We start from the raw sequence: 22,388 nt of genomic DNA on the forward strand, positions 1-22,388 counted from the left end.
GACAAACCAGCTGAGCCGCAGGTCACAACGGCTTAGATACAAGCTGGGATGCATGTTAGCGTCGCACCTGTGAACGCGTCGAAACCCGCCGCCGACCGCGCGTACGAGCTCACGAAGGAACTCGTGCTCACCGGCGAACTGCCCGGCGGCCACCTGTTCAGCGAGGGCGAGATCGCCGAGCGGCTCGGGGTGAGCCGGACGCCGGTCCGCGAGGCGTTCCTGCGGCTGCAGGTCGAGGGGCTGCTCAACCTGATCCCGAAGCGCGGCGCGATCGTCGTGCCGATCACCCCGGGCGAGGCCGAGGACGTGCTCGAAGCCCGCGAGGCGGTCGAAAGCGCGGCAGTACAACGGCTGGGCCGTCGTCCGGAGCTGATCCCGGCGGCGCTCGAGCAACTGCGTGCGGTGCTGGACGTCCAGCGGCAGCACGCGGACGCGGGCGACGTGCCCGCGTTCGCGGAAGCCGACGCCCTGTTCCACCGCACGATCGTCGAGGCGGGCGGCAACGCATTGCTGCTCGCCTTCTACACGACGCTCGCCGACCGGCAGCGCCGGATGAACGTCCACGCGCTCGCGCCGATCCCGGCACGCCTGCCGCGGGTCGTCGGCGAGCACGAAGACCTCCTGAACATCATCGCGGAGGCCGGGACGAAGGCCGACACCTTCGCCCCGGCCCTGCGCGCACACTTGGATTCGGTGCACCGTCGATGACCACTACTGCTGACCCCCTGCCCGACACACCCGAAACGACCACTCGCCCGGCCTGGTTTCCGGCCGCCGCGGCGGTGTTCGCGGCCGGATGGGGCGGCAACCAGTTCACCCCGCTGCTCGTGATGTACCACGCCGCGGGCTACTCCGCGTTCACCGTCGACGCCCTGCTCGGCGCGTACGTCGTCGGCCTCGTGCCGGGGCTGCTGCTGTCCGGCGGACTGTCCAATCGGTACGGTCGCCGCCCGGTGATGTTCGCCGGCACCGTGTTGTCGCTGCTGGCGAGCGTGCTGCTGGCGCTCGGCCCGGCCGGCGCCGGGTGGATCGCCGCGGGCCGGTTCCTCTCCGGGATCGCGGTCGCGGTCGCGATGGCCGTCGGCTCCACCTGGATCAAGGAGCTCGCCGACGCCGACCCGTACAGCGCGGCCGACACGGGCACCCGCCGCGCGGCACTGTGCCTGACACTCGGGCTCGGCATCGGGCCGGGCGTCGCCGGAGCGCTCGCGCAATGGGGTCCGTGGCCGATGGTCCTCCCCTACCTGGTCCACATCGGACTCGCGCTGGTCTCGCTGCTCGCGGTCACGCGCAGTCCGGAAACGCTCGCTGTCCGGACCGGCTCGGTCCGCGCCGCATTGCCCGCCACCGCGCGGCATCCGCGGTTCCGCCGGGTGATCCTGCCCGCCGCGCCGTGGATCTTCGGCTCGTGCGGCGTGGCGTACGCGATCCTGCCGCAGCTCGTCGAGCACCAGACCGGGTCGTGGGCGCTGGCCTACTCCACCTTGCTCACCGTCTGCGCGATCGGCGCGGGCGTGGGGATTCAGCCGATCGCCAAGCGGGTCGACCGCGCCACCAGCGCCCGCGCCGTGCTCACCGGGATGGCGGTGCTCTGCGTCGGACTCGTCCTGAGCGTCTTCGCGGCAGCGGAGGAATCGCCGTGGATCGCGCTCGGCGCGGCGGTCGTGCTGGGCGCCGCTTACGGCATCGTCGTGGTGTCCGGACTGCTGGAATTGCAACGTCTCGCCCGGCCGGACGAAATCGCGGAACTCACCGGCGTGTACTACGCGCTGGCGTATGTCGGATTCCTCTTGCCGTCACTTCTGGCGGCACTGAACGCAGTAGCGGGCTACCCGGTGCTGCTCGCCTGCGTCGCACTGGTCGCCATCGCGGGAACCCTTGTGGTGACGCGACACTCGCGCCGGCACCTCCCCCAGGACTGACCCCGATTCCGGCAAACGGGACCGAATGCGCGACCGCGCGGAAATTCGGTCCCGTTTGCCGGATTTGTTTCCCACTATTGTCGCTTGTGGATCGTGCGGGAGTCGGAAAGAGTTCTGCTACTGGGAAATCGAGCGCGGCACGAGTGCGCCCGATTTCGTCGGGGCCGGTAACTCACGAACCCTTCTAGCAGGAAGTGGGAACTGCACATGGGGCGTTCCTCGCGATCCGTTCGCGCCCTGGTCATGGCTGCGACCGGCAGCCTGGTGCTGGCCGGGGCGACCCAGCCGGCGCAGGCTGCCGCACCGGCCGCCGCGGCGGACACCGCGCCGCAATCGGTGATCGTCGTCCTCGCGGACCAGTTGCCCAGCGCGCCGCCCACCAAGGCGGCCTCGGACACTCGCCGCGCCAAAGCGACCCAAGAACAGGACTCGGTGCTCGCCAAGCTCGCCGGCGCGGCACCGGCCAAAGTCAAGCACTTCGCGCTGGGCAACGCGTTTTCCGCCACCGTCACGCCCGCGCAGGCCGCGCAGCTCGCGCACGACCCGGCGGTCGCGCAGGTGCTGCCGGACAGCAAGGTGACGCTGCCGGACGCCAAACCGGGCGCACCGGCCGCCGCGCCGAAGGCAGGCGGACCTTCCGCACCGGCTTCGCCGAACGCGACCTGCCCGGCCGATCCGGCGAAACCGTTGCTGGAGCCCGAAGCGCTGACGTCGATCCGCGCGTACAGCACCACCGGCGGCAAGAGCGCGTCCGATCTGGCCAATGGCGCCGGCGTGAAGGTCGCGTTCCTCGCCGACAACATGGACCCGAACTACGCGGACTTCATCCGTCCCGACGGCAGCCATGTGTTCTCGGACTACCAGGACTTCTCCGGCGACGGCCCGAACACGACCGACGCCGGCGCCGAGGCATTCGGCGACGCTTCGTCGATCGCCGCGCAGGGCGTCGTGGTGCACGACCTGTCGAAGTTCGTGAACGAAAAGCACCCGCTCCCGGCAGGCTGCAACATCGTCGTCAAGGGCGTCGCGCCGGGCGCGAGCCTGGTGGGGCTGAACGTCTTCGGCAAGACCGCCACGAACTCCGCGGTGCTGCAGGCGATCGACTACGCGGTGACCGTCGACCACGTCGACGTGATCAACGAATCGCTCGGCCTCAACCAGTACCCGGATTCCAGCTCCCGCAACCTGTTCCAGGTCTTCAACGACCAGGCCGTGGCCGCGGGCGTCACGGTGACCGCCTCCAGCGGCGACGCGGGCACCACGTCCACGATCGGCAGCCCGGCCACCGACCCGCTGGTCATCTCCACCGGCGCGACCACCGACAACCGGCTGTACGCGCAGACCGGCTACGCGGCTTTCCCGTTCTCCAACGGGAAATGGGTCAGCGACAACATCTCCGCTCTGTCGTCGTCGGGCATCACGCAGAACGGCCGCACCATCGACCTCGTCGCGCCCGGCGAGGGCAACTGGGCCGACTGCTCCCCGGCGTACTCGGAATGCCGCAACTTCAACACCGTCCCCCAGCCGACCGACCTCGAATCCTTCGGCGGCACCAGTGAATCCGCCCCGCTGACCGCGGGCGTCGCCGCACTGGTGATCCAGAGCTACCGCAATTCCCACCACGGCGCGTCGCCGACGCCCGCGCAGGTGAAGCAGATCATCACCAGCACCGCGCGCGACCTCAACCTCCCGGCCGACGAGCAGGGCGCCGGCCTTCTCGACGCGCGCGCGGCGGTCGAAGCGGCGCTCACCGCTCCGGGCTCGACCGGCGCGCCGGCGGGCGTTTCGTCGAACATCTCGCTGTCGGCCGACCAGCTGACGCTGGAAGGCGCGCCGGGCAGCACGCAGCAGGCGTCGGTCAACGTCACCAACTCGGGTACCAAGCCGCTGACGGTCAGCACCGGCACGCGGACGTTCTCCCCGATGGGCACGCAGGCGCAGACCACGGCGTTCGACTCGACGAAGCTGCCGACCTTCCCGTACTTCAACGGCACCAACTGGGCGTACAAGAAGGTCACGTTCTCCGTGCCGAACGGCGCGCAGCGGCTGCTGGCGCGGATGGCGTGGCAGGGCAGCCCGAAGTCGGTCAACGGCCAGTCGGTCACCCCGGTGGTGCGGCTGACGCTGCTCGCGCCGGACGGCACTTTCGTCGCCAACAGCCGTCCGCAGGGCGGGGCCGCGACGGCGAACTACGCCAATGTGGACGTCACGCGCCCGGCCGCGGGCACGTGGACCGCGGTGCTCTACTCGGCGTCCGGGCAGGCCGGTTACACCGGTGACGTCCAGCTGGCGACCACCGCGCAGCGGGCTGTCCCGTACGGCCAGGTCTCGCCGCAGATCCTGCAGCTCAACCCGGGGCAGACGAAGCCGGTGCACGTCGCGCTGCAGACCCCGGCCAGCGGCGGCGACGCGGACTACTCGATCACCTTCGGCAGCTCCGACGGCCACCAGACCACCGTGTCGGCCGTGCTGCGCGCACTGATCCCGACGAAGAACGGACCGGGCGCCTTCAGCGGCACGATCACCGGCGGCAACGCCCGTGCGGTGTCGCCCGCGCAGACCTTCTCCTACGAATTCGACGTTCCGCGCGGCAAGCGGGACCTCGACGTCGCGGTGAAACTCCAGGATCCGGGCACTCTGCTCGACGGCGTCCTGGTCGACCCGAACGGCGAACTCGCCGACGTGAACAGCAACGCCTCCCTCGATTCGGCCACCACGCTGAAGCAGGGCACCGGATTGCAGCTCGTCGACGCGAACCCGCTGCCGGGCCGCTGGCACCTGGTGCTCGTCGTGCAGAACCCGGTGACCGGCAAGCAGATCGACCAGCCGTTCACCGGAACCGTCGGCTTCGACCAGGTCTCGGCCAGCGCGCCCGCGCTGCCGCAGTCCGCGTCGCTCGCCGCGGGCAAGGCGGTGACCGTGCCGGTGACGGTGCGCAACACCGGCGTCGAACCGCTCGCCATCGGCGTCGACGCGCGCACGAACACCAGGCAAACGCTGCAGCCGCAGCCGATCCAGGGGTCGACCGAGGTCAACCTGCCGGAGCTGAACTCGGACGCTCCGGTCTACTCGATTCCGCCCGAGACGAGCAAGTTCACCGTCGCGACCTCCTCGACCGTGCCCGCGCAGGCGGAGATCCAGGGTTCGGCGGCGGGCATCGACGTGCTCGGCGACCTGAAGTCCGCGCAGAACGGCAGCACGGTGTCGGTCGCGACGATCGGCGAGAAGACCGGGTACGTCACCAAGGGCGTCTGGTTCGCCGACGTGCAGGAGATCGGCCCGTTCGGTCCGGAAGGCGCGCCTGCCGGGCATTCGAGCTACACGGCGTCGATCCAGACGGCGGGCTTCGACGGTTCGGTGACGTCGTCGACCGGCGACCCGTACGGCCAGTCGGTGGACCCGAACGGCACCGGCGGCACGCCGCAGCTGGTGAAGCCGGGCGAGACCGCGACGATTCTGGTGACGATCACGCCGTCGGGCGACCGCGGGCAGAAGGTGGCCGGGCACCTGAACATCGTGACCGTGCCTTCGCTGCCGACCGGCGTGACCGGTCTGCCGCAGGTCGGAACCGGCGAGGTGCTGGCGACTCTGCCGTACAGCTACCGCATCGGCTGATCTCTGATGTCCGTGAAGGACTCCTTGCGGGAATCTGATTCCCGCAAGGAGTCCTTCACGGACGGCAACTGACCAGTGCGCGGAGGGATTCGGCGTGCGCGCGCGTCATCGCGGCACGGACGCGCGGGACGCAACCGGCAAACGGGCTGTCCTCAGCCCAGGCGAGCACGAGAGTCGAATTCGTGGCCGCACAATGCAGTGGCCGGTATGAGGTGTCCGGCATCGGTCTCGTCGGCGGCGCTGTCACGGTCAGGATCCCGGCCCCGTAACCGACACACAGCACCGCCCATTCGCTGTCGGCGTAGCAAAGCCGCGGATCAGCGCCAGCGTCGGCGAAGGCCGCGAGCAGTGCGTGCGTCCGAGGCTGCACGGCCTGGTCGAGCAGCACGCAGCGCCGGCCGGACAGCGCGGCCGGCGTGAGCGAGTCCGGAACGCCGAGCGGATGTCCGGGCGGAATGCCGACCACGAGCGGCTCCGTGGCTATCGAAACCCATTCGAGGGGGCGTTCCCGGACGGCGTCCTGACGCAGCAGGCCGAGGTCCAGTTCCTCACGAAGCAGTGCTTCGGCCAGCTCCGCGGCCGATTCGCCGGTCCGGACCGCGAGTCCGGCGCCGGGGTTGCGCAGCCCCACCTCGCGGATCAGCCGCGGCAGCACGGGCGTCGGCACCGAGCCGATCCGGATCTGCGCGACGGGGCGCTCCAGTCCGGCGCGAGCGGCGGTCAGCATCCGGTCGAACTGCGGCACCACCGCCGAGGCGTGTTCGAGCAGGACCTCGCCGGTTTCGGTGAACAGCTTCCCTGCCGGTTCCGCGGCCAGCAGCGCGGCGCCGATCATCCGTTCCAGCCGCCGGATCCGCAGCGTGAGCTTGGCCGGAGTGGTGCCCAGCGCGGCCGCGGCAGCCGCCACGCTGCCTGCCTCGGCGACCGCGACCAGCAGCTTCAGCTGCCGCAGCTCGAGGTCCGTGCCGGTGCGGATCAGCTGGTCCGGGCGGTCAGCCACGGCAGTTCCCCCGGAATCGCGCGCGGGCCGTCGTAGCCGCCCCTTTCGTCGTGGTAGGCGTCGAGGATCAGCCCGGCCAGCAGGCCGGCCCGCGCGGCGACCGGACTGTCCTCGCGGTACAGCAGGAAATGGCGGGTCCGCTCGCGCAGGCCGGGGACCGGCCGGTGCACCACTCCCGGGGCGAGCGGGCGGGAGGCCTGGACGAGCGTGACGTCGCCTTGGTAGCGGACGATCTCGTCGCGCGGGCCGGAGACCGGCACGTAGTGGGCGATCACCGGGGCGAAGCCGTACGGGCCGCACACCCTGGCGAGGAACTCGCGGCAGCGGTCCGGCCCGGTCGAGGAGATCCACCGCTCGTGCTCCAGTTCGGCGAGGTCCACCTCGCGGCGGGCGGCGAGCGGATGCCAGTCCGGGAGCATCATCAGCAGCGGGTCCTCGGCGAGGTCGATCCGGCCGGTGTTCGCGGGGAGCGGCACCTCGCACTGTTCGGACAGGACGGCGAGGTCGAGTTCGCCGCGGCCGAACCAGACGAGCATCTCCGCGGTCGACTCGGCGGTCCGGATCTCCGCCCGGTCGCCGAGCCCGGTCGTCTCCAGCGCACGGAGCAACGGACCGGAGAGGACGGTCTCCGACCAGCCGACCCGCAACGCACTGTCGCGCTGGGCGCGGTGCTGCGCGAGGGCGGGCCCGATCCGGGCGGTGCGCGCCAGGATCCCGTCCGCGTAGTCGAGGATCAGCTGCCCGAACGGCGTGGGCCGCACCCCGGCGCGGGCGCGTTCGAACAGCGGCCTGCCGAGCAGTTCCTCGATCCGGCGCAGTTCGCGGCTGAGGGCGGGCTGCGGCAGCACCAGTTCGGTGGCCGCGCGGTTGAGGCTGCCCGCTTGGGCGATCGCCTGGAGGTGGCGCAAATGCTTGAGTTCCAACTCCACGAAAGTTCACGATATGACGCCCGCCGGTGCGAGTGCACCGGCGAAAGTGTGGCAATCGCCCGACCAAAGTAGGAAATCCTCTTTCCGAACCGCGGCCATGGCCGCACTCCCGCGGAAGTCCGCGAGGGGAACCCTGAAGGAATCTGATTCCGCGCGGGTTCCTCTCGCGAACCTCCGCATCGCACAGTCGCCGCCGTCCCGCGGCGGCATAACCGGCAGGCATTACCCGCGCCGCCCGGATCCCGGCACAGTGAGCCGCACCAAGTCCCGCCCCGCCGGGAGAAACGCGGAATCGAGACGAGAAAAGGTGGAATTTTCAATGTTCGACGCGACTCCGCTGTCTTCCGGCTGCGCCCGCCTGTATCCGGACGTCCGGCACGCCTGCGTCGGAGTGAGCCCGTTCAACGGCTACTTCACCGCGGAACGGCTGGCCCGGCTCGCCGCGTGGACCGCGGACCGCTTCGCCGAGTTCTGCTTTTTCGTCCCGGACGAGGTCACCGCCTACACGCTCGAAGCGCTCGGATACCCGCCCGCCAGGGCGAAACAGAAGGCGCACCGGCAGTCCTGCCACGTGCACAACAAGATCGCCGCCGCGCTGCGCGCGCTGGACGTGCCCGACCCGGAGAGCCGGATCCTCGGCATGGCCCGGCTGCGCGAACTGCCGTCCTATCGGGAACTGCTGGCCTCGGCGGAAACCCACTTCGAAACCGACAGCGCATTCCGTTCCGCCTGCTACAGCGCTTCCACCTGGGTGCTGCAGGGCCGGACCGGAAACGTGCCGGACGAGCAGGCGCTCCGGCTCGCCGTGCGTTACTTCCTCGCCGAACTCCCGTTGTTCGCCGGTTCCGGGCTGATCACCGGAAATCCGCGGTCGATGTTCGTCTACCACCAGCGGGTGCCGTTTCTCGAGAAGTTCTTCGACCGGGAATTCGCCTTCCGGCCCGAGCCGGGACAGGGTTTCCTCGTCGTCGCCGAAGCCGCACTGGAAGCGACCGGGCGATGAACGACCGGCACGACGACTATTCGCTGACCCGCGTCCCGGACGCCGCCCGCCGGTCCTGGCCGTCGGTCGCGGTGCAGCGGTTCGGGCAGGTGTCCTCGTTCCAGCAGTTCATCGTCGGCGCGCTGCTGGGCTACGGCATGACGTTCTGGAACGCGGTGCTGGCCATCACGATCGGTTCGGTGCTGCTGGAGGTCATCACCGTGCTGCTCGGCATCGCCGGGGTGCGCGAGGGACTGTCCACCTCGGTGCTCGCCCGCTGGGCCGGATTCGGCCGGAAGGGTTCCGCACTGGTCGGCCTGCTCGTGGCGATCAGCCTCGCGGGCTGGTTCGGCGTGCAGAACGGGGTGTTCGCGCACGGGATGCACGCCCTCGGCGGTGCGCTGCCGGAATGGGGCTGGGCGCTGGTCGGCGGAGCGGCGATCACCGTGATCACCGTCTACGGCTTCCGCCTGATGGCCTGGACCGCCTACCTGACCGTGCCCGCTTTCCTGGTGCTGGCGGGGTATTCGGTCCTCGACGCGCTGCACACGCACTCGCTGGCGGACCTGGTCGCCGCTCCCCCGCCGGGACCGCCGCTGTCGCTCGGCGCGGCGACCACGCTGGTGTCCGGAGCCTTCATCCTCGGCGCGCTGATGACCCCGGACATGACGCGGTTCAACCGCACCCGCGCCGACGTGGTCAAGCAGACCGTGATCAGCGTGACGCTCGGCGAGTACCTGATCGGGCTGATCGGCGTGCTGCTCGCGCACGCCGCCGCCACCTCGGACGTCGTCGGCATCGTCACCTCCTCCTCGGGGCTGCTCGGCACCCTCGTGCTGGCCACCGCGATCCTCAAGATCAACGACTGGAACCTGTACTCCTCCTCGCTCGGCCTGGTCAACGTCGTGGACGTGCTGTTCGACCGGAAGGTCAGCCGGGTGCACGTGGTCCTGGTGCTCGGCGTGTTCGGCACGGCGGCGTCGGCGCTCGGGATCGCCGACGACTTCGCCGGATTCCTGACCGCGGTCGGCGTGCTCGCCCCGCCGGTCGCCGGGGTGCTCATCGCGGAGTACTTCGTGCTTCGCCGGTGCCGTCCGGTTTTCGCCGCCCTGCGCCGCGGGCAAGCCGTCGCCGGTCGCGACTGGGAGCTCGCCGCGCTGGTCAGCTGGGCGCTCGGAACGGCCTTCGCGGTCGTCTTCGACTTCGGGATTCCCACGATCAACTCGGTGGTCGTGGCGTTCGTCAGTCACCTCGCGGCGGGCCTGCTTGCCCGCCGCCGGAACCCGGGAGGAACCGGCATGCTGCCGCTGATCGGCCGCGAAGAGCTGAAAACCGCGATGGACGAGGGCACGGTGATCGTCGTCGACACCATGCCGCCCGACTACTACGCCCGCGAACACCTTCCCGGCGCCCGCAACATCCCGGGCTTCCCCTACGAGCAGGCCGCGCGGTTCACCGACGAGCACGCCCCTCGGGTCGTCCCGGACAAAACCGCGGCGATCGTCGTCTACTGCGCCAACACCCCTTGCCGCAACAGCGAATTCGTCGGCGCCCGGCTGCTCGAACTCGGGTACGCCGACGTCCGCAAGTACCGGGAAGGAATCGAAGACTGGGTCGGCGCCGGGCACCCCACCGAAACCGGCCCCGCCCCCGAAACCCCGGCGCGTCCGGCGCCGGTGCCGGTCACCCACCCCGAATAGAGGAGAGCACATGGGAACGAGAATCCGGATGTTCGCGGCCGTCGCGGCGATGACGGCGGGAGTCCTCGGCGGTGCCGCGGCGACGCCGGCGAGCGCCGCGCAGACCCCGGCGTCCTACGCTTCGCTGGCGCCGCAGGACGAGACCGTCGTCGACGTCACCTCGGCCAACTACGACCAGGTGATGGAGATGTCCAAGACCAAGCCGGTCGTGCTGGACTTCTACGCCAGCTGGTGCGGCCCCTGTCAGAAGATGGCCCCCTACCTGGAGAAATACCACGCGGCCGACGGCGGCAAGTGGATCTGGGCGAAGGTGGACCTGAGCGAGCAGGGCCAGAACAAGGACATCGCCGACAAGTACGGGATCGAGTACATCCCGACGCTGATCGACATCTCCGCCGGTCAGGAGAAGGGCAGCCGGGTGGTCGGATTCGACGAGGGCAGCGGCCCGGACGACCTGCGCACCTGGCTGAACAATCTCTGACCGCGCCCGCCTCCGCCGGGATTCCCCGGGATCGCGGCGGAGGCTCCCCGAAGGGACGACCATGAAACGCACCCCGAAAGCCGTCGTGCTGGCGGCCCTGCTCTCGCTCGCGGCCGGCATCGCGGCGCCCGCGGCGGTCGCGGACGACACCGCGGTGTACATCGTGCGGCTCAAGCCGATGGACAAAGACAAGGACAAGGTCACCGCCGCGGCGAACGCGCTGATCGCCAAGTACGGCGGCACGCTGCGCCGGGTCTACTACTCGGTCTCGCAGGCGTTTTCCCTTTCGGCGACCCGGGAACAGCACGACAAGTACCTCACCGACGCCGCGGTCACCACGGTCGGGGCCAACCAGGTCTACACCGCCGCCGGAACCCAGGAAGACCCGCCTTCGTGGGGACAGGACCGGATCGACCAGACAGACCTCCCGCTCGACGGCAGCTACACCTATCCGAACACCGCGGCCAACGTGCACGTCTATGTGCTCGACACCGGGGTGCGCACCAGCCACCACGACTTCGGCGGACGCGCGCACGCCGCGTACGACGCGGTCGATCCCGACGACGACCAGAGCGGAACGGACTGCAACGGCCACGGCACCCAGGTCGCGGCCGCCATCGCGGGCAGCCGCTACGGCGTCGCGAAAGAGGCCTCGGTCGAGTCGGTGCGCACTCTCGGCTGCGACGGCACGGGCACGTCCGAGGAGATTCTGTCCGCTTTGGACTGGGTGAACCTCAACGCGCAGCGCCCGGCCCTGCTGAACCTCAGCTTCGCCGGTCCCAGCGGCACGGTCCTCGACATCCAGCTCTACAAGATGACCCAGAACGGCCTCTCCTACACCGTCGCCGCGGGCAACGGCGACGGCAGCACCGGGGTGAACGCCTGCGACATCACGCCCGCCCGGCAGACCACCGGGATCACCGTGGGCGCCACCGATCAGGCCGACCACCGGGCGCCGTCGTCGAACTTCGGCAGCTGCGTGGACCTTTACGCGCCAGGCAAGGACATCCCGACGGCGGACAACACGGGAGACTGCGCGTCCGCCGTGGTTTCCGGGACGTCGATCGCTTCGGCGGAAGCGGCCGGGGTGGCCGCGATGTTCCTGTCCGCGCATCCGGACGCGACGCCGGACCAGGTGCTCAAGGGCATGACCGACGCGGCCGCGAAGGACAAGGTCGTCGATCCCGGCGAGGGCTCGCACAACCTGCTGCTGCACACCACGTAACCGCGCGCGGCCGGGCCGGTCGCCACGACGTCAGGGCCCCCCACCACGGACGTCACGGCGCCGCCCGGCCGCTCCTCCCCGCCCGGCCGCGCGACGGCATGACCGACGCGGCCGCCAAATCACCGACCGGCGACGCATCACCCACCCCGCACGGCCGCACTTCCCCCGCCCGGCCGTGCTCCGCGACGGCATGACCGACGCGGCCACAACACCGAACCCGACGACGAATCACCCGCCCCCGCCTGACCGACGCGGCCGACCGCCACGACCCCAAGGACCCCGCCATGGACGTCACCGCGCCGCCCGGCCGCACCGCTCTGCCCCTCCCCGCCCTGCTGGCCTTGGCCGCCTCGGTGTTCCTCGGCTGCCTGACCGAGATCGTCCCGGCCGGAATCCTGCTCCCGGCCGCGGCCGACCTCGGCGTGTCCCCGGCCGCCGCGGGACAGCTGGTGACGGTCTACGCGATCACCACCGCCCTCACCGCGCTGCCGCTGACCGCGGCGTCGGCCCGGATGCCGCGCCGGAAACTCCTGCTCCTGCTGGTCGCCGGGTTCGTGGCGGCCAATCTGGCGATCGCGCTGTCCCCGTGGTTCGCGCTGGTGCTCGCGGCGCGGGTGGCCTCCGGGGCGCTCACCGGGATTCTGTGGTCCCTCGTGGCGAACTACGCCATGCGCCTCGTGCCCGCGGAGCGGTCCGGCCGCGCGCTCGCCGTCGCGATGGCGGGCACCCCGGTGGGTTTCGCGCTCGGCGTCCCGGCCGGTGCCGCCCTCGGCGAACTCGTCGGCTGGCGCTGGGTGTTCGCCGGGATGGCTCTCGTCGCCGCGCCGCTGCTGTGGTGGATCGTGGCGGTGGTTCCGCCGCTGTCCGGCGAGGAACCGGGGGCTCGGACGAGTCTCCGCGCCGTGCTGCGCACGCCGGGGCTGCGTCCGCTGTTGCTGCTGGTGGTAGCGTTTTCCTTGGCGCACAACATGTTCTACACCTATCTCGGGCCGTTCTACGCCGCTCACGGGCATCTCGTGCTGTTGAGCGCCGGGCTGCTGCTCTTCGGCACCGCCACGGTGGCCGGGCTGTGGCTGGTCGGGCTCGCCCTCGACCGGCATCCCCGTGCCGTGCTCACGTGCTGCGCCGCCGTCACCGCCGGCTGTTTCGGGATACTCGTCTTCGGCGGCCGCGAACCGGTGCTGCTGCTCGCCGCGTGTGCGTTGTGGGGCTTGGCTTTCGGTGGTGCGCCGACGTCGTTCCAAGCGGTCACCGCGGTGCTGGCCGGACGCCGTGCCGACATCGCGCAGTCGCTGACCATCGCCAGCTGGAACGGCGCCGTCGCCGGTGGCGCGCTGATCGGCGGAGTCCTGCTCGGCACAGCTCCCGGCGCGCTGCCCTGGACAGCCATCGCGTTGACGGTCGTGCCGGTTCTCCTTTCCCGTTTCGTCCTCCCAGCGCGGTGAATTGACCCGCCACTCTGTGGAAAACTGTTTCACCCCACTACCTCTGAGCAGGGGAAACGCCCTGGTTCAGAATTACGGTTGAACGTCGTCGAACGTTCAGCGAGCACGATTCGGCGGCCCCCGCCGCGGCTAGCCTTGGCCGGCTGTTTCTTCTCCGCTTCGCTTTGGAGGAATCGTGCTCCCTCGTTCCCTGTGGGCGAGACCGGCCGCCGCGGCAGCCGGTCTCGTCCTGACAGCCGCTCTGGCGATACCGGGTTCGGCTGCCGCCCAAGAGCCGCGGACGCCGTTGGCGCCCACCGGTTCCGCCCCGGCGGGCGCGCAGCGTCTCGGCGCCACCGATCCCGGCCGGGAAATCCCGATCGCGCTCTCGCTGCGTCCCCACGACGAAGCCGGGCTCGCCCAGTTCGTCGCCTCGGTCAGCGATCCGCGTTCGCCGGACTACCGGCATTTCCTGTCCAGCGCGGACTACACGGCCCGCTTCGCACCGCGCGAGTCCGATGTGGACGCTGCGAAGGCATACCTGGAGAAACAGGGCCTGCGGGTCACCGACGTCTCAGCCAACCGCCAGGTGGTCGACGCGGCCGGGACCGTCGAGCAGGTGGAGGCGGCGTTTGGCACGCGGCTCGGCGACTACGCCGACTCAGCCGGAAAGCACTTTTACGCCAGGGAATCCGCGCCGAGCGTGCCGTCGTCGGTCGCGAAGATCGTGCGCACGGTGACCGGCCTGACGAACCGGCCGATCGCGCACCGCGCGTCGTCCCCGGCGGGTCCCGGCGGCCCGGGCGGCGGCTACACCCCCGCCCAGTTCCGCACCGCCTACAGCATGAAGCAGCTTTCCGGTTCCTACGACGGATCCGGGCAGACGGTCGGGCTGATCGAGTTCGACTCGTTCAAGCAGTCCGACATCGACGCATGGACGAACTACTTCAAGCAGCCCGCGGTCAAGCCCAAGGCGGTCCCGGTGGACGGCGGGGTTTCCCAGCCGGGCAGCGGGCAGTTGGAGGTGACGCTGGACATCCAGGCGGTCGCGGCCACCGCGCCCGGAGCGAGCCAGATCGTCTACGAGGCGCCGAACAGCGACAAAGCCTGGGTCGACGAGATGGCGAAAATCGCGAGCGACAACGAGATCACGATCCTGTCCGGCTCGTGGCTGCTCGGCGAGAAGTGCGAATCCGACCCGATCGCCGCGTCGCACGACTCCTACTCCCAGATGGTCGCCCAGGGCGTCACTCTGCTGTCGGCCTCCGGAGACTGGGGAGCCACCGGCTGCGGCTACAACGGCGACAACTCCACCGTGCAGGCCGACTACCCGGCCAGCGACCCGCTGTTCACCGGCGTCGGCGGCACGCAGCTGCGGACGAGCGACAGCGCGGGCACTTACCAGTCGGAGTCGTGCTGGAACCAGGGCGGCACCGGCAACACCCGCTCCGGCGGCGGGTATTCGGCGGTCTACGGCAAGCCGGACTGGCAGCCGGGCAGCAGCAAGTACCGTTCGGTGCCCGACGTCGCGCTCGACGCCGACTACGGGGCGGGCGCGCTTTCGGTGTACATGAACGGCGGCTGGCAGGACGTCGGCGGGACGAGCCTGTCCTCCCCGCTGTGGGCCGGCTATCTCGCGATGGTGAACCAGAAGGCGAAGAGCTCGGGCAAGAGCAATCTCGGCGCCATCAACCCGACGGTGTACTCGATCGCCCAGTCCGCGCAGTACTCCTCGGCCTTCCACGACGTCATCTCCGGCAACAACGGCACCTACGACGCGGGCACCGGCTACGACCTGTGCACCGGCTGGGGCTCCATGCAGGGCGACAACCTGGCGGACCCGCTGATCAACGGCACGACGCCGCCCGCGGCCAACGACTTCTCCCTCGCCGCGGACCCGGCCTCGGTCAGCGTCGACCCGGGCAAGTCGGCGACCACGAAGATCACCACCAAGGTCGTCAAGGGCAGCGCGCAGAGCGTCGCGCTGTCGGCGAGCGGGCTTCCAGCCGGCGTCACGGCGACGTTCGACCCGCCCTCGGTGACCGCGGGCGGCACGTCCACCCTCACACTCGCGGCGTCGTCCTCAGCCTCACCAGGGCAGAACACCGTTACAGTGACGGGAAAAGCCACTGATGCCACGCACACGACGCCGGTCGCTTTGACGGTCAACGGTTCCGGCCAAGGCGATTTCTCCCTCAGCGTCGACCCGACGTCGGCGTCGGTCAACGCCGGGCAATCCGCCACGACCACCGTCTCGACGACCGCGGTGAACGGCGCCGCGCCCTCGGCGAGCCCGAGCGTGATCAACGGGCAGCCGACCACCGTCGCCAAGTACCCGTTCATCATTTCCGAGCACCGCACCGGCGGGGTGCGCCCGCAGGAGCAGTCCTGCACCGGCAGCGTGGTCGCCAAACGGGCGGTGCTGATCGCCGCGCACTGCAAGTTCGCCGACGGCGACCCGAAGTACCTGATCTACGGACGGGACGACCTGAACGACACGAGCAAGGGCACCCGGATCGAGATCGCGGAGTTCCGGATCCACCCGGACTACAGCCCGCAGAGCGACCAGGGCTGGCGCAACGGAAACGACGTCGCGATCATCTTCACGAAGACCGACATCCCCGTTCCGGCGGGCATGACCTACCCGAAGATCGCGTCCTCGGCCGACGACCTGCCGCTGGGCACCCAGGGCACGGCCATCGGCTACGGCAAGACCGACGCCAATGACGCCGGCAAGAACACCCAGCTGCGCGAGGTCGTGCTGCCCACAGTGGACGGTTCGAACTGCAGCACCATCGACTCGTCGGTGTTCAAGCCGCAGTACATGTTCTGCGACGGCTACGGCGACGGCAGCAAGGGCCTGTGCCAAGGCGACTCCGGCGGACCGTACTACTACAACGGCAAGATCTACGGGGTCTTCTCCTGGCTGCGCACCGACTGTGCGTCCTACAACGCGCACGGCAAGCTGTGGGGTTCGATGGGCGACTGGGCCAACCAGCAGATCGGCGCCACGCCTCCGTCCGGCGGCGACATCGCGTTGTCAGCGAGCGGATTGCCCGCCGGGGCGAGCGCGACGTTCGATCCGGCGTCGGTCAACGCGGGCGGTTCCGCGAAGCTGACGATCGCCACGAGCGCCTCCACGCCGCAGGGGACGTACAAGGTGACGATCACCGGCAAGAACGCCACGGCGAGCCACGACACCACGTTCACCCTCACCGTGCAGGGCGGTTCGTCCGGTCCGGTCACCGTGGCCGACCCGGGCTTCCAGGCGGTGCCGCACGGTTCGCCGGTGCACCTGGCGATGCGCGCCTCCGGCGGCACCGGCAGCTACTCCTGGAGCGCCACCGGACTGCCCTCGGGGCTGTCCATCGACCGCGCCACCGGCGTGATCTCCGGGAACCCGCAGACCACCTCGGGTCTGCTGAGCTCGACGATCACCGCGACCGACACCTCCGGCACGGCGGGGAAGGCGCAGGTCTCCTGGTTCGTCTACTGACCGGGTGCGGAGGGGCTGGCCGGCGGTTTCCCGGGACCGCCGGTCAAGCCCATTCCCAGGCCAGGCCCGCGATGCCCGGCCGGACGTCGGTCAGCACCAGATGCGCGGTCCGCGAGGCCCCTATCCACAGCGGAGGCCCGGGGCGCCGCGGCGCCTGCACGCTGTTCTGGCGGAACGGCACGCAGGTGGCGGGCGGGGCGCCGGCGAACTCCGCCTGCAGCAGGTATTGCCGCACCGGGCGGGTGAAGCGGTGGTGGTAGAAGGTCAGTTCCGGGCCGGGCGGGTAGACCGCGGTGTACTCGAGCACGCTGCGCTCGCCCGTCGCGAGCCGCTGGTCCAGCAGCAGTTCGCAGACCGTCGCCCCGGCTTCCGGATCGACCCGGACCCGGCCGGGACGGCAGTACCGGACCTCGGCGGGCAGCGCCGGGGCGGACCGCTCGGCCCACAGGAACACCACGCACCGGTCGACCCGGTCGGCGGTGGCCTCCACCACGAGCCGGGTGTGCACCTTGGTCAGCCGCCGGTGCTCGTCGACCCGCAGGTGCTCGTGCACGTCGAGACGCCGCACCAGATTGTCCGGCGGCAGGTTCAGCTCCGCCAGCAACGGCCGGTGGCCCGGCCACAGCCGTTTGCGGTCGATGGCCTCCGGTTCCGCCGCCGCTCCCCTTCCCCGCGGCCGGGGCGGGCCGAGCAGCGCGACCAGCGATTCCGGCGGCAGGCCGAGCACCGCCTCCAGGGCCCGCACCGCACGCAGCGATTCGGCCCGTTCCGGACGGCTGCGGCCGTGGCGCCAGTAGCTCAGCGCCGCCCGGCTGACCCGCACTCCCCGCCCGGCGAGCCGCTGCCGGACCTGTTCGAGGCTCAGCCCCCGGACGTTCAGCGCGTGGTCGAGGACCTGCGCGAACGTGCCGTGCCGCAGCAGGCCGCGCAACTGCCGGTCCAGCGGAGCGATCTCGGCCATCGCCGCTCCTTTCGGCCGATCTTCGCTCCACTATCTGCCGCGGCGGCTGCCCTGTCCACCGACGTCGGAAGGGTTTAGGCGGCCCGGCAGCGGATTCCGCCGATTCATCCGGCGGGCACGGCGCCCGTCGCGGCGGCGTGGCAGGCGCCGAAGCCCTCCGCCCGCAGCAGAATGTGTCCATTGTGGACGCGGATAGCGGTCTCGGTCGCGTCGCTGACCGCCGAAACCCCGGCCGCGGCGGCCACCGCGCCGGTCTCGTCGACGATCACCCGCACGTCCGGCCACGCCGATTCCGGGCACGACCGCTTCAGCAGACCACGCAGATCCGCCAGCACCAGATTGGTCAACGGCACCAGCTCCCCCGGCTGACCCGTCACCACGACGAGCGTGACCTCTTCGGCCGCGCGCAAGGCTTCTTCCACCGCGGACAGCCGGTGCAGCCCGATCACCGCGACCACCCCGTCCCCGTCGATCCGCGCCGGACGCTCCCGCAGTGCGTCGAAAACCTCTGGCGGAGACCAGATTTCCCCGGCTGCTTTCGCCTGCGGCACGATCGGCGGCTCCGGCCAGGCGTCCGCGAGTCCCAGCGCGGGCAACGCCTCGCACGCGCGCACGACGTTGAACGGCTCCCCGAAACCGGGTGCCGCGGCGGCGAGCTGACTCGCCCCGTGCAGCATCGTCAGCGCCGCTTCCGCCACCCGCACCGACCGTCCGGACGACGGCGAAAGCCGCTCCAGCACCAGGCCGAGGACGATCGCGTCGAAGCGCAGCAACTGCGCGTACGGGCGGTGGGTGAGTTCGTCGGCGAGGATTTCCGGCAGCAGGTCGACGCCGAGCCGCGCGTCCGGATCGGTGGCCAGCGGCAGCCGGGCGACCCAGGCGCGGGCGAACGCGCCGAGCGCCTCGGCGGGCGTCAGGCCCGGGTCCGGTTCTGGCGGCTGGGCGGCGAACCGTTCCGCTTCGGCGGCGAGCACGGCGAAGTAGAGCGCGCGTTTGCCGGGGAAGTTGGAGTAGACCGCGCCGCGGGTCAGCTCGGCGCGCTCGGCGATCACGTCGATCTTGGCGTCGCGGAAGCCGCGTTCGGTGAACTCCTCGCGGGCGGCGGCCAGCACTTTCGCCCGGTTGCGCTCCTGCGTCTGCGCCCTGGTGAGCCGCGCCATCGTGAGTCCTCCCGGTCCGCTTCCTTGCCAAGATACCGCCACCATTCATATGATGAGATCATCTGAATTGAACATCTGGAGGTCTTCCTTGTCCCCCGTGCTCCCCGTTCCCGACCTCGACCTGACCGATCCCGCGGTCACGAGCGACCCGTTCACCGCCTACGGAGCCGCCCGCGAGCAGGGACCGCTGGCCAGACTGACCGGTCCCGGATTCCCGCCGATGTGGGTGCTGACCCGGCACGCCGAAGCCCGCGCGATGCTCACTGACCAGCGGTTCGCCTTGAGCGAGGCCAGCTATCAGCGTCCGGACGTCCCCGAGCACTGCCGCCCTTACCTGCGGACCATGCAGGAAATGGAAGGGGCGGAACACACCCGGCTGCGCCGGCTCGCCACGCCCGCGTTCGCCGCCCGCCGCGCGCTGGACTTCCGCCCCGAGATCGAGAAGATCGTCGCCCGGTACCTGGACGCGCTGCCCGCGGAAGGCCCGGTCGACCTGCTGGCGGAGTTCGCCCGGCCGCTGCCGATGGAGGTCATCTGCGCCCTGGTCGGCGTGCCGGACGCCGAACGGCCGCGCTGGCACGAATACGGCGCGGCGGTCGTGCAGGTGTCCGGAGACGAGTTCGCCGCCGCCGTGCCCGGGATCATCGACAGCTCGCGGACGCTGGTCGCGCATCCGGACAGCGCGATGCTGGCGCATCTGACGAGCGCGGGCCTGACCGAGACGGAAGCCGTCGCGCTGGTCTGGCAGCTCGTGCTGGCCGGGCAGACTCCGGCGAATTTCATCGCCAATTCCGTGGAAACCCTGCTGGCGCACCCGGATCAGCTCGAAGCGCTGCGCACGGAACCGGAGCTGTGGCCGGGCGCGATCGAGGAATTGATGCGCTGGTGCGGTTCGCAGCTGCTGACCATTCCCCGGCGGGCGACCGAAGACCTGGAATTGCACGGCGTGCGGATCCGCCAAGGCGAACCGGTCACCGCTTCGATCGCCGCGGCGAACCGGGACCCGCGCGTCTTCGCCGATCCGGACCGCTTCGACGTCCGCCGCTCGGCAGGCGCGCACCTCGGTTTCGCGCACGGGCCGCATTTCTGCCTCGGCGCGTCGTTCGCGAGGGTGCAGGCGGAGGCGGCGCTGACCGCGTTGCTGGACCGGTTCGCCGGATTGCGTGTCCTTGAGGCGAAGCGGGTACCCGACCCGGGAACGTGGCGGCTCGCCGGGCTGACGGTCGACTGGTAACGCCCTCGATCGGGTGAGGTCCCGGCGACGGCGCCCCGGTCCGGCTACCGTTTCGCCAGGTCAGCACGACACCCCCGGGAGGCACCCGATGTCCACGCCCATTCCGCCCGTCCTCGGCTTCGCGGTGCTCGATCCGCGGCGCGCGTGGCCGCTCGTGCTCACGCGCGGGATCCTGGGCGTCCTGTTCGGCGTGCTGGCGCTCGTGTGGCCGGGCATCACCGTGCTGGCGCTGGCTTTCCTGTTCGGGATCTACGTGCTGATCGACGCCGCCGGGGCGATCATGCAGGCATTCCGGCCGGGAGACGGCACACACCGGATCGCGTACGCGCTGCTCGGCGTGCTGGGCCTGGTCGCCGGGATCATGACGCTGGTGTGGCCCGGGGTGACCGTGCTGGTGCTGGCGACGCTCGTCGGCGCGTGGGCGGTGGTCACCGGGATCATGGAAATCGTCGCCGCGATCCGGTTGCGCAAGCAGATCACCGGCGAGGCGTTCCTGATCGTGGCGGGCGCGCTTTCGGTGATCGCCGGGGTGCTCGTGCTGTTCCACCCGATCGCGGGCGCGTTCGGCGTCGCGCTGCTGATCGGGATTTACGCGGTCATTTACGGGGTAACCCTCGTGGTCCTGTCATTCCGGTTGCGTTCGCTGGCGAAATCCGCAGACCCGGCGAACCAGCCGAACTAGCGGGACAATCGGCAGCGACCGGTTTTGCGACGGAGGGACCGCTGATGGCGCAGCACTACCCCGGCGACTACGGGGAGGACACCCGGCCAGGCATCGACGCGGCGAGGCTGTGGGCGGGCGGCGTGGCCACCGCGGTGGTCGCGGCGCTCGTGGCGGTAGTGGGCCTGCTGATCGCGCGAGGGATTTTCGACGTGCCCGTGCTCGCCCCGAAAGGCGATGGCCTGTGGGGCAAAGCGAGCACGCCGACATACGCGATCTCCGCCGCCGCTGTCGCGCTGCTGGCGACCGGGCTGATGCACCTGCTGAGCGTGGCGACACCTGCGCCGGGCCAGTTCTTCGGGTGGATCATGGTGCTGGTCACGGCGATCGCGGTGGTCCTGCCGCTTACTTTGACGGTGGGCATGGAGGCGAAGATCGCCACCGCGGCGATCAACCTGGTGATCGGCTTGGTGATCGCTTCGCTGGTGAGCAGCATGGCGGCCAGTGCGCGGACGTTGCACCGGCGGAAGCGGAGCAGCCGGGCGGAGCAGCAGCCGCCTCCTCCGCCTACCCGGCAGTGGCCGGAGGGTCCGACCACGTACTACGACCGCTGAGCTAACGCTGCCGAGGCGGCCGCAACGCCTCTTCGATCGCGTCGGACACCCGCGCCGCCAAATCCGGATCCGACAGTTCCGGCAGCAGCCGGTCCACCGGTGCCAGCGTCGTCAACGCGTGCGCGCACGCCCGGTGCACGTCCAGCTGATACAGCGGATCGTTCACCGGCCGCGCGACCAGCCCTCGCCGCGACGCCGCGAACAGTCCGGGCAGCGGCAGCAGTCCCGCGCTTCGGTCCGGCGCCACCAGCAGCGACCCGCCGAGGTCTCCCGCCGCGTCGACCACCACGGTCGCGTTTCGCGCGACCTCGGCCAGCGGGTACCCGGCCGCGTCGGAACGCCGCCAGGCCACGACGTCCCCCACCCCGGACGCGACCAGCAGCGGCACCAGCAGCGGCATCGCGTCCGCGCCGGCCACCACCACCTTCGCGGCGAACGGCGCGACGTGCAGCCTGCGCGACCGGATCAGCACGGCGGCGGCCAGCACGATGCCCGACGTTTCCTCCTCGGTGATCACCGGAATCCCGCCGCCCGCGGCGATGTCCCGTTGCGCCGCACGGGCTTTCGCCGGGTCCGCCCCGGTCAGGTACACCGCTTCGACCTCGCTCGGCAACGACCGCAGCGCGGCCGACAGTTCGCCCGCGTTCCGCGAGCGCACCGCGAACGCCGACGCCGGTGTGCCGGTGTGCTCCCGGATCGCCCGCGCGTCGGCGCGCAGCAGCGCCAGCGAGGGTTCCGGCTCGTCCGGCGCGCTGTCCCCGACCACCGCCAGCCCGGCCCGCAGCCCGTTCACCGGCCGGTCTCGCCCGCGTCCGGGCCGTCGAGGTCGACTCCGTTGTGCCGCGCGATTTCCCGCAGCTCCGCGAGCCGTGCGCGGTGGCTGTCCGACTCTTCCTCGCCCGCGGTCTCCAGCGCCTGGCGCGCCGCCGCGACGCCCCGCTTCAGTTCCCGCACGAATTCACTCGGCATACTGCCTCCGGTCGA

General features: G+C 70.8%; 18 protein-coding genes. 12 read left to right on the top strand and 6 right to left on the bottom strand.

What is annotated here, in order from left to right:
* Nucleotides 1-69 precede the first annotated feature (69 nt).
* From H4281_RS17640 to H4281_RS17650, 3 genes are all read left to right on the top strand, one after another.
* Entirely contained in the window at nt 70-708 is a 639-nt protein-coding gene (locus H4281_RS17640; RefSeq protein ID WP_182892004.1) for a GntR family transcriptional regulator, read from the top strand.
* The gene (locus tag H4281_RS17645; RefSeq protein ID WP_182892005.1) at nt 705-1,922 is read left to right on the top strand and encodes an MFS transporter; all 1,218 of its coding nucleotides are present in this window, start codon (nt 705-707) and stop codon (nt 1,920-1,922) included. Before H4281_RS17640 ends, H4281_RS17645 begins: the two co-directional genes overlap by 4 nt.
* A gap of 243 nt (nt 1,923-2,165) precedes the next feature.
* Nucleotides 2,166-5,537: a S8 family serine peptidase gene (locus tag H4281_RS17650; RefSeq protein ID WP_246411924.1), complete on the top strand. Its 3,372-nt coding sequence runs from the start codon at nt 2,166-2,168 to the stop codon at nt 5,535-5,537.
* Between the two features lie 55 nt (nt 5,538-5,592).
* Here the strand turns inward: H4281_RS17650 and H4281_RS17655 are convergent, their stop codons facing one another.
* On the bottom strand, nt 5,593-6,537 hold the full coding sequence (locus tag H4281_RS17655) for a LysR substrate-binding domain-containing protein (protein ID WP_182892007.1): 945 nt from the start codon (nt 6,535-6,537) through the stop codon (nt 5,593-5,595).
* A complete protein-coding gene (locus tag H4281_RS17660) occupies nt 6,513-7,466 on the bottom strand; it encodes a LysR family transcriptional regulator (protein ID WP_182892008.1) in 954 nt (317 codons plus the stop codon). The genes H4281_RS17655 and H4281_RS17660 overlap by 25 nt, the downstream gene beginning before the upstream one ends.
* 319 nt (nt 7,467-7,785) lie before the next feature.
* Between H4281_RS17660 and H4281_RS17665 the strand changes: the two genes are divergently transcribed.
* The 6 genes from H4281_RS17665 (at nt 7,786) to H4281_RS17690 (ending at nt 16,774) form a co-directional block, all read left to right on the top strand.
* Entirely contained in the window at nt 7,786-8,469 is a 684-nt protein-coding gene (locus tag H4281_RS17665; RefSeq protein ID WP_182892009.1) for a tRNA-dependent cyclodipeptide synthase, read from the top strand.
* Nucleotides 8,466-10,148: a cytosine permease gene (locus H4281_RS46880; RefSeq protein WP_182892010.1), complete on the top strand. Its 1,683-nt coding sequence runs from the start codon at nt 8,466-8,468 to the stop codon at nt 10,146-10,148. The genes H4281_RS17665 and H4281_RS46880 overlap by 4 nt, the downstream gene beginning before the upstream one ends.
* A gap of 10 nt (nt 10,149-10,158) precedes the next feature.
* Nucleotides 10,159-10,629: a thioredoxin family protein gene (locus H4281_RS17675; RefSeq protein ID WP_182892011.1), complete on the top strand. Its 471-nt coding sequence runs from the start codon at nt 10,159-10,161 to the stop codon at nt 10,627-10,629.
* 61 nt (nt 10,630-10,690) lie between these two features.
* A complete protein-coding gene (locus H4281_RS17680) occupies nt 10,691-11,854 on the top strand; it encodes a S8 family peptidase (RefSeq protein WP_182892012.1) in 1,164 nt (387 codons plus the stop codon).
* Nucleotides 11,855-12,138: 284 nt separating this feature from the next.
* Entirely contained in the window at nt 12,139-13,299 is a 1,161-nt protein-coding gene (locus H4281_RS17685; RefSeq protein WP_182892013.1) for an MFS transporter, read from the top strand.
* 175 nt (nt 13,300-13,474) lie between these two features.
* Nucleotides 13,475-16,774 (top strand): protease pro-enzyme activation domain-containing protein, encoded by a 3,300-nt coding sequence (locus tag H4281_RS17690; protein ID WP_182892014.1) that lies wholly within the window; start codon nt 13,475-13,477, stop codon nt 16,772-16,774.
* Nucleotides 16,775-16,817: 43 nt separating this feature from the next.
* Here H4281_RS17690 and H4281_RS17695 read toward each other — a convergent pair whose 3' ends face one another.
* Together H4281_RS17695 and H4281_RS17700 are read right to left on the bottom strand one after the other, a co-directional pair.
* Entirely contained in the window at nt 16,818-17,735 is a 918-nt protein-coding gene (locus tag H4281_RS17695; RefSeq protein WP_182892015.1) for an XRE family transcriptional regulator, read from the bottom strand.
* Nucleotides 17,736-17,839: 104 nt separating this feature from the next.
* The gene (locus tag H4281_RS17700; protein ID WP_182892016.1) at nt 17,840-18,895 is read right to left on the bottom strand and encodes a TetR/AcrR family transcriptional regulator; all 1,056 of its coding nucleotides are present in this window, start codon (nt 18,893-18,895) and stop codon (nt 17,840-17,842) included.
* Between the two features lie 97 nt (nt 18,896-18,992).
* On the opposite strand from H4281_RS17700, the gene H4281_RS17705 reads away from it, so the two are divergent.
* From H4281_RS17705 to H4281_RS17715, 3 genes are all read left to right on the top strand, one after another.
* A complete protein-coding gene (locus H4281_RS17705) occupies nt 18,993-20,129 on the top strand; it encodes a cytochrome P450 (protein WP_182892017.1) in 1,137 nt (378 codons plus the stop codon).
* Nucleotides 20,130-20,217: 88 nt separating this feature from the next.
* A complete protein-coding gene (locus tag H4281_RS17710; RefSeq protein WP_182892018.1) occupies nt 20,218-20,811 on the top strand; it encodes an HdeD family acid-resistance protein in 594 nt (197 codons plus the stop codon).
* A 44-nt stretch (nt 20,812-20,855) separates the two neighbouring features.
* Nucleotides 20,856-21,404, top strand: coding sequence for a DUF6069 family protein (locus H4281_RS17715; protein WP_182892019.1), 549 nt, complete (start codon nt 20,856-20,858; stop codon nt 21,402-21,404).
* Nucleotide 21,405: 1 nt separating this feature from the next.
* Here H4281_RS17715 and H4281_RS17720 read toward each other — a convergent pair whose 3' ends face one another.
* Both H4281_RS17720 and H4281_RS17725 read right to left on the bottom strand, forming a co-directional pair.
* The gene (locus H4281_RS17720; protein ID WP_182892020.1) at nt 21,406-22,197 is read right to left on the bottom strand and encodes a hypothetical protein; all 792 of its coding nucleotides are present in this window, start codon (nt 22,195-22,197) and stop codon (nt 21,406-21,408) included.
* On the bottom strand, nt 22,194-22,373 hold the full coding sequence (locus H4281_RS17725; protein WP_182892021.1) for a hypothetical protein: 180 nt from the start codon (nt 22,371-22,373) through the stop codon (nt 22,194-22,196). Before H4281_RS17725 ends, H4281_RS17720 begins: the two co-directional genes overlap by 4 nt.
* Nucleotides 22,374-22,388 lie beyond the last annotated feature (15 nt).

The sequence above is a fragment of the Amycolatopsis dendrobii genome, from assembly GCF_014145675.1.
Taxonomy (GTDB): domain Bacteria; phylum Actinomycetota; class Actinomycetes; order Mycobacteriales; family Pseudonocardiaceae; genus Amycolatopsis; species Amycolatopsis dendrobii.

What these genes read in the sequence shown, in the direction of transcription:
- H4281_RS17645 (WP_182892005.1), top strand. Translation starts at nt 705, where the DNA reads ATGACCACTACTGCTGACCCCCTGCCCGACACACCCGAAACGACCACT.
- H4281_RS17650 (WP_246411924.1), top strand. Translation starts at nt 2,166, where the DNA reads ATGGCTGCGACCGGCAGCCTGGTGCTGGCCGGGGCGACCCAGCCGGCG.
- H4281_RS17665 (WP_182892009.1), top strand. Translation starts at nt 7,786, where the DNA reads ATGTTCGACGCGACTCCGCTGTCTTCCGGCTGCGCCCGCCTGTATCCG.
- H4281_RS46880 (WP_182892010.1), top strand. Translation starts at nt 8,466, where the DNA reads ATGAACGACCGGCACGACGACTATTCGCTGACCCGCGTCCCGGACGCC.
- H4281_RS17675 (WP_182892011.1), top strand. Translation starts at nt 10,159, where the DNA reads ATGGGAACGAGAATCCGGATGTTCGCGGCCGTCGCGGCGATGACGGCG.
- H4281_RS17680 (WP_182892012.1), top strand. Translation starts at nt 10,691, where the DNA reads ATGAAACGCACCCCGAAAGCCGTCGTGCTGGCGGCCCTGCTCTCGCTC.
- H4281_RS17685 (WP_182892013.1), top strand. Translation starts at nt 12,139, where the DNA reads ATGGACGTCACCGCGCCGCCCGGCCGCACCGCTCTGCCCCTCCCCGCC.
- H4281_RS17695 (WP_182892015.1), bottom strand. Translation starts at nt 17,735, where the DNA reads ATGGCCGAGATCGCTCCGCTGGACCGGCAGTTGCGCGGCCTGCTGCGG.
- H4281_RS17700 (WP_182892016.1), bottom strand. Translation starts at nt 18,895, where the DNA reads ATGGCGCGGCTCACCAGGGCGCAGACGCAGGAGCGCAACCGGGCGAAA.
- H4281_RS17710 (WP_182892018.1), top strand. Translation starts at nt 20,218, where the DNA reads ATGTCCACGCCCATTCCGCCCGTCCTCGGCTTCGCGGTGCTCGATCCG.
- H4281_RS17715 (WP_182892019.1), top strand. Translation starts at nt 20,856, where the DNA reads ATGGCGCAGCACTACCCCGGCGACTACGGGGAGGACACCCGGCCAGGC.
- H4281_RS17725 (WP_182892021.1), bottom strand. Translation starts at nt 22,373, where the DNA reads ATGCCGAGTGAATTCGTGCGGGAACTGAAGCGGGGCGTCGCGGCGGCG.